Source organism: Kocuria sp. NPDC057446 (assembly GCF_042802875.1).
GTDB lineage: Bacteria > Actinomycetota > Actinomycetes > Actinomycetales > Micrococcaceae > Kocuria.
The window spans coordinates 1-6,356 of sequence record NZ_JBHVDI010000187.1; the positions used below are offsets into that span (position 1 = coordinate 1).

Below are 6,356 nucleotides of genomic sequence, written 5' to 3' on the forward strand. Positions count from 1 at the left end.
GCCCTGCTCGCCGCGACGGTGCTCACGGAGGACGCCGCCACCGCGGCCCGGACCGTGGCCGAGCGGCCCGAGCTGACCGCCGTCACGCGGGGCGGCGACGTGTTCACGGGCGCCAGCGCCTGGGGCGGGGCCGCGGAGGCGGCCGGCGCGCTCGAGACGCGCGCCGCGGCCGAGGCCGCCGAGGCGGAGCGGGCCGGACTGGCCGAGGCCCTGGACCGGGCCCGTGCCGCGTCCCGGGCGGCGGCCGAGGTGCGCGACGCCGCCCGCCGGGCCGCCGAGGAGGCCGCGGCGGCCCTGCGCGGCGCCGAGCGCACGGCGGACCGGGCCGCGGCCGAGCTCTCCCGGGTCCGGGCCGTGCTGGACTCCGCCGAGGCGGAGACCCGGCGCTTCGACGGGCAGGTCGCGGCCGCGCGGCAGCACCTGGCCCGCGAGCAGGAGCGGCTGCGCGAGGCGGCCGGTCGGCTCGAGGCTGCGGAGCAGCACGGCGAGGAGGACACCGAGACCGTCCAGCTCGAGGCCGCCGCCCGACGCGACGCGCTGCACCGGGCCGCCACGGCGGCCCGCACCGCGGAGACGGAGGCCCGGCTCGCCCTGCGCTCGCTCGAGGAGCAGGCCCGTGCCCTGGGCAACCGGGCCGCGTCCCAGGAGCGGGCCGCCGCGGCCGAGCGCCGGGCGCGGGAGGAGGCGGAGCGCCGGGCCCGGCGCCGCCGGATCCAGGCCCGCACCGCGGAGGCGGTGCTCGCCGGCGCCGAGCAGCTGGTCGAACTCGTCGCGGCGTCCGCGGCGGCCGCCGCCGCGGAGCGGGACCGGGCCGAGGCGGTCCGCGCCGGACTGGACGCGGAGCTGACGGACCTGCGCACCACCAACGACCGGCTGACCGCGCGGGTCGCCGAGCTCACCGGCTCCGTGCACCGGGACGAACTCGCCCGCACCGAGCGGCGCGCCCGGATCCAGTCGCTCGAGGACCGCTCCCTCGAGGAGCTGGGACTCACCCCGGACGCGCTCGTGGAGCACTACGGGCCGCACCTGCCGATCCCCGACCCCGACTCCGACGCCGGCCCGGGGGCGCCGCAGGGTGCCGAGCGCGCGGGCGACGTGCCGTCCCCGGCCGAGGAGGGCCAGGACGCCCTGTTCGGCGCCGTGTCCGGCGATCCGGCCGGGGCCCCGGAGGGCGCCCCCTACGTGCGCGCCGAGCAGGAGGCCCGGCTGCGCCGGGCCGAGAAGGAGCTCGCCTCCCTGGGGCGGGTCAACCCCCTGGCGCTGGAGGAGTTCGCGGCCCTCGAGGAGCGCCACCGCTTCCTGGCCGAGCAGCTCGAGGACCTCAAGCGCTCCCGGCAGGACCTGCGCAGCATCATCCGTGACGTCGACGAGCACGTGGAGCGCGTCTTCACGGAGGCCTACGCCGACACCGCCCGGCAGTTCGAGGGCGTCTTCGCCACCCTGTTCCCGGGCGGGGAGGGCCGGCTGCGCCTGACCGACCCCACGGACATGCTCACCACCGGTATCGACGTCGAGGCGCGCCCGGCCGGCAAGAAGATCAAGCGGCTCTCCCTGCTCTCCGGCGGGGAGCGCTCGCTGACGGCGATCGCGCTGCTCGTGGCCATCTTCAAGGCCCGCCCCTCGCCCTTCTACGTCATGGACGAGGTCGAGGCGGCCCTCGACGACCGCAACCTCGGGCGGCTGCTGAGCATCTTCCGCCAGCTGCAGGAGACCTCGCAGCTGATCATCATCACCCACCAGAAGCGGACCATGGAGATCGCCGACGCCCTCTACGGGGTGGCGATGCGCGGGGACGGCGTGACCACCGTCATCGGCCAGCGGCTCGCCGAGCTGCGCTGAGCCGGATCGTGCCGGACCGGGCCGCGCCGCCCGGCACGGACCGGCGCCGCTCCGGCCCGGTGGTCCTCTCGGCCGCTGCCCCCCCCCGCTGCCCCCCCGCCGGCGCTACCGCCCGGCATCGCGCACGGGCGGCGTGCCGGGACGCTCCATCGTGTCCCGGACCGGCAGCCAGGCCACCGCCGCCAGCAGCATGATGGCCCCGGACACCCCGAAGGCCCAGCCGAAGCCCGCGGCGTCGGCGAGCGCACCGGCCACCACGGGGCCGAGGATCTGCCCGGCGTCGGCGCTCATCTGGAAGCGGGCCAGCACCGGACCGCCGGCCCGGTCCGGTCCGATGACGTCGGCCACGGTCGCCTGCTGGCCCGGGTTCAGGGTCCCGGAGCCCATCCCGGCCACGAGCGAGAGGACCACGAACCACGGGACGTCCTGGACCAAGCCCAGCCCCATGGTCGCGACCCCGTTGAGCACCAGTCCGCTGAGCACGAGCGGCCGGCGCCCGAAGCGGTCCGTGAGCCGGCCCGTGATCGGCAGGGTCATCGCGTTTCCCGCGGCGTAGACCGCCAGGGCCAGGCCGGCCACGGCCGGGCCGGCCCCGAGCACGGCGACCGCGAACAGCGGCACGAGCGCCACCCGGATCCCGTGGGCCGTCCACCCGTTGGCGAAGCTCGAGACCAGCGCGGAGCGGTAGGCGCCCACCCGGCGCGCCTCCGCCACCGTCATGACCGGCTGGTGGCGGCGGTCCCCGCCCGCGCCGAGGACCTCGTCCTTGAGCCGGAAGTGCACCACGGCCACCGCCACCAGCAGCGACACCGCGTAGATCAGGAACGGCGCCTGCATCCCGAGGCCGGCGAGCAGGCCGCCGACCACGGGCCCGAGCACCCCGCCCACCAGGAACGCGGAGGCGTAGTAGCCCGAGACCCGTCCGCGCATCCGCGGCGGGGCGAGCCGCACGATCAGCCCCATGGCCGAGATCGTGAACATCACCGAGCCGATCCCCCCGAGGCCCCGGAACAGCAGCAGCTGCCAGTAGGTCTGGGCGAACGCGGTGGCCGCCGAGGACAGCGCGACGATGAGCACCCCGATCACGTACGTCGGGCGCTCGCCGATCCGGTTCAGGATCCGCCCGCCCGCCGGGGCGAAGAGGAGGCGGGCCACGGCGAAGACGCTGATGACGGCCGAGGCGGCGGCCACGCCCACCCCGAAGGTCGTGGCGAACTGGGGGAGCACCGGGGCGACGATGCCGTAGCCGATCGCGATGACGAAGGCGGCGGCGATGAGCACCGTGATCTGCTGGGGGACGCGGTCGCGCTCGGGGGCGGTGGCGGCGGGCTGAACGGGCACCCGTCGAGTCTAGGACCCCGCGCGGCGGGCCGGTCCCACGGCCACGGGCCCGGTCCCGGGCGGTGTGAGAAGCTGGGCGACGTGGATTCGATACCCGTTCTCGCCTACGTCCTCATCGCCGTCGTGGTCCTCGGTCTGCTCGGTCTGGTCCTCCTGCGCGGGCCCAAGGCCCCGCGCGGGGGCTATCCCTCGACCCGGGACCCGGACGACCTCGAGGGCGGTCCCGTGGCGGCCCCCGGGGACCTCGAGCCCGGCACCGCCACGGCCCCGCCCGCCGAGACCCGCCCGGCCCTCGACCGCCCCGAGTCGGCCGCGTCCCGGATGGCGCGCCTGCGCGGACGGCTGGCCCGGTCCAACAACGTCTTCGGCAAGGGCCTGCTGGCCCTGCTCTCGCGCGACCGCATCGACCAGGACGTGTGGGACGAGATCGAGGAGACGCTGCTGCTCGCCGACCTCGGCACGGACTCCGCCATGGCCCTCGTCGAGGCCCTCCAGCGCCGGGTCAAGGTCGAGGGCACCAACGACCCCGCCCACGTCAAGACCATGCTCCGGGAGGAGCTCCTCGCGCTGGTCGACCCCTCGATGGACCGGTCCCTGGCCGTGGACCGGAAGGGGCCCATCCCCGCCGTCGTCCTCGTGGTGGGCGTCAACGGCGTGGGCAAGACCACCACCGTGGGCAAGCTCGCCCGCGTGCTCGTCGCCGAGGAGAAGGACGTGGTGCTCGGCGCCGCGGACACCTTCCGCGCGGCGGCCGCCGACCAGCTCTCCACCTGGGGCGCCCGGGTGGGCGTGCCCACCGTGCGCTCGCAGGTCGAGGGCGCGGACCCCGCCTCCGTGGCCTACGACGCCGTGACCGCCGGCATCGAGCACGAGGTGGACGTCGTGATGATCGACACCGCCGGCCGGCTCCAGAACAAGGCGGGGCTGATGGACCAGCTCGGGAAGATCAAGCGGGTCGTGGAGAAGGCCGCCACCGTCGACGAGGTCCTGCTCGTCATCGACGCGACCACCGGGCAGAACGGCATGACCCAGGCGCGGGTCTTCGCCGAGGTCGTCGACGTCACCGGCATCGTCCTCACCAAGCTGGACGGCACCGCCAAGGGCGGCATCGTGGTCGCCATCCAGAAGAGCCTCGGCGTGCCGGTCAAGCTCATCGGCCTGGGCGAGGGCCCGGACGACCTCGCGCCCTTCGAGCCCGAGAGCTTCGTGGACGCCCTCCTCGACTGATCCGTCCCCCGACCGCCCCACACGCCCGCCGCAGTTTACGTCCGCGTAACCCCTGCGGCGGGCGTGAAACATGTCTGCAACCGCACGCGGCGGCGGGCGAAACATCTCTCTCGGAGACTCGACAGGGAACGGTGAGCACGGGACGGCCCCACGGGGAACGGGTCGGTGGCACCGGTGACCTGACAACCTTCAGAGAGAGGTGCACATCGTGGAAATCACCGCTGGACACGTGTGGACGATCGTCGCGGCAGCCATGGTCTTCTTCATGACCCCCGGGCTGGCCCTGTTCTACGGAGGGATGACCCGCGCCAAGGGCGTCCTGAACATGATGATGATGAGCTTCATCTCCATCGCGTTCGTCTCCGTGGTGTGGGTGCTGTGGGGCTACTCCATGAGCGGCGGGGACCCGCTGCTGGGCGGCGTCACGGGCAGCCCCGTGCCGTCCTTCGCCCTGACCGACATCATGGGCACGGAGGACCTCCTCGGCGCCGCCTACGGCGGGACCTTCGCCATCATCACCGTCGCCCTGATCTCCGGGGCGATCGCCGACCGCGCCCGCTTCGGGGCCTGGGCCGTGTTCGTGCCCGTGTGGGCCACGCTCGTCTACGCCCCCCTGGCCTTCATGGTGTGGGGCGGCGGGCTGCTCACCGAGGACGGCGCCATCGGCTCCGCGCTCGGCGAGGCCATCGACTTCGCGGGCGGGCTCGTGGTGCACATCAACGCCGGCGTGGCCGCGCTGATCCTCATCCTCATCGTCGGCGCCCGCCAGGGCTTCGGCAAGGACCCGAGCCAGCGCCCCCACAACCTGCCGCTCGTGATGCTCGGCGCCGCGATCCTGTGGTTCGGCTGGTTCGGCTTCAACGCCGGCGCCGCGGCCACCGCCGAGCAGGCCGGGCTCATCTGGATCAACACCCTCGTGGCACCGTCGGCCGCCATGCTGGGCTGGCTGCTCACCGAGCGCATCCGCGACAAGCACGCCACCTCGCTGGGCGCCGCCTCCGGCGCCGTGGCCGGGCTCGTGGCCATCACCCCGGCCTGCGCCAACGTCTCCCCGGTCTGGGCGATCGTGATCGGCTTCGTGGCCGGCATCTGCTCCGCGCTGGCCGTGGGTCTCAAGTACCGGCTGCGCATGGACGACTCCCTGGACGTCATCGGCGTGCACCTCGTCTCCGGCATCGTCGGCACCGTGGCCCTGGGCTTCGTGGCGCTGCCCTCCGAGGGCACCGCGGGCCTGTTCTACGGCGGGGGCTTCGGCCTGCTGCTCACCCAGGTGGTCGCGGTGCTCGTCTCGGTCCTGTACTGCGCCGTGCTCACCTTCCTCATCGCCATCGTGATCGACAGGACGATCGGCTTCCGGATCCCGGTGCGGGACGAGATCGACGGCATCGACATCACCCAGCACGCCGAGACCGGCTACGCGCTGGCCGGGGACGCCACGGGCTCCTTCAGCCCCGGCCGGCACACCGCGGGCGAGGACTCCTCGAGCTTCGAGCCCGGCCGCTCCGAGCCCGTGCACAGCTGAGCCGTGCGGCGACCGCCGGCTCATCCCACCCTCACGAAAGGCACCCCTTCCATGAAACTCGTCACCGCGATCGTGCGCCCCGAGAAGTTCAAGGACATCAAGTCCGCCCTCGAGTCCTACGGCGTCCAGGGCATGACCGTCCAGAACGTGCACGGCTACGGGCAGCAGCGCGGGCACACCGAGGTCTACCGCGGCGCGGAGTACACGGTGGACCTGCTCGAGAAGGTCCGGGTCGAGATCCTCGTGGACAACCACCAGGCCACGGACATCGTCGACGTCATCGTCTCCTCCGCCAACACCGGCCGCGCCGGTGACGGCAAGGTCTGGGTCACCGACGTGCACCAGGCCGTGCGCGTGCGCACGGGCGAGCGCGACGAGACGGCGCTCTGAGCCCACCCGTCCCGGCGGCCGGCCCCCTCCACCGGGA

Annotated in this window: 4 protein-coding genes and 1 pseudogene; 4 read left to right on the top strand and 1 reads right to left on the bottom strand. The window is 74.4% G+C overall.

All coding sequences use genetic code 11. The annotated features are described in order from the left end of the window. Positions 1-1,839, top strand: a pseudogene (locus ACFU0Y_RS16325) (chromosome segregation protein SMC); the annotation flags it as partial. 105 nt (positions 1,840-1,944) lie between these two features. On the opposite strand, the gene ACFU0Y_RS16330 reads toward ACFU0Y_RS16325, so the two are convergent. Continuing rightward, the gene (locus ACFU0Y_RS16330; RefSeq protein ID WP_380215715.1) at positions 1,945-3,180 is read right to left on the bottom strand and encodes an MFS transporter; all 1,236 of its coding nucleotides are present in this window, start codon (positions 3,178-3,180) and stop codon (positions 1,945-1,947) included. An 81-nt stretch (positions 3,181-3,261) separates the two neighbouring features. Between ACFU0Y_RS16330 and ftsY the strand changes: the two genes are divergently transcribed. From ftsY to ACFU0Y_RS16345, 3 genes are all read left to right on the top strand, one after another. Continuing rightward, complete coding sequence (gene ftsY, locus ACFU0Y_RS16335) at positions 3,262-4,407, top strand: signal recognition particle-docking protein FtsY (RefSeq protein ID WP_380215717.1); 1,146 nt, start codon at positions 3,262-3,264, stop codon at positions 4,405-4,407. Positions 4,408-4,615: 208 nt separating this feature from the next. Next, positions 4,616-5,929 (top strand): ammonium transporter, encoded by a 1,314-nt coding sequence (locus tag ACFU0Y_RS16340; RefSeq protein ID WP_380215719.1) that lies wholly within the window; start codon positions 4,616-4,618, stop codon positions 5,927-5,929. Between the two features lie 51 nt (positions 5,930-5,980). Continuing rightward, entirely contained in the window at positions 5,981-6,319 is a 339-nt protein-coding gene (locus ACFU0Y_RS16345) for a P-II family nitrogen regulator (RefSeq protein ID WP_017833766.1), read from the top strand. The last annotated feature ends 37 nt before the right edge of the window (positions 6,320-6,356 follow it).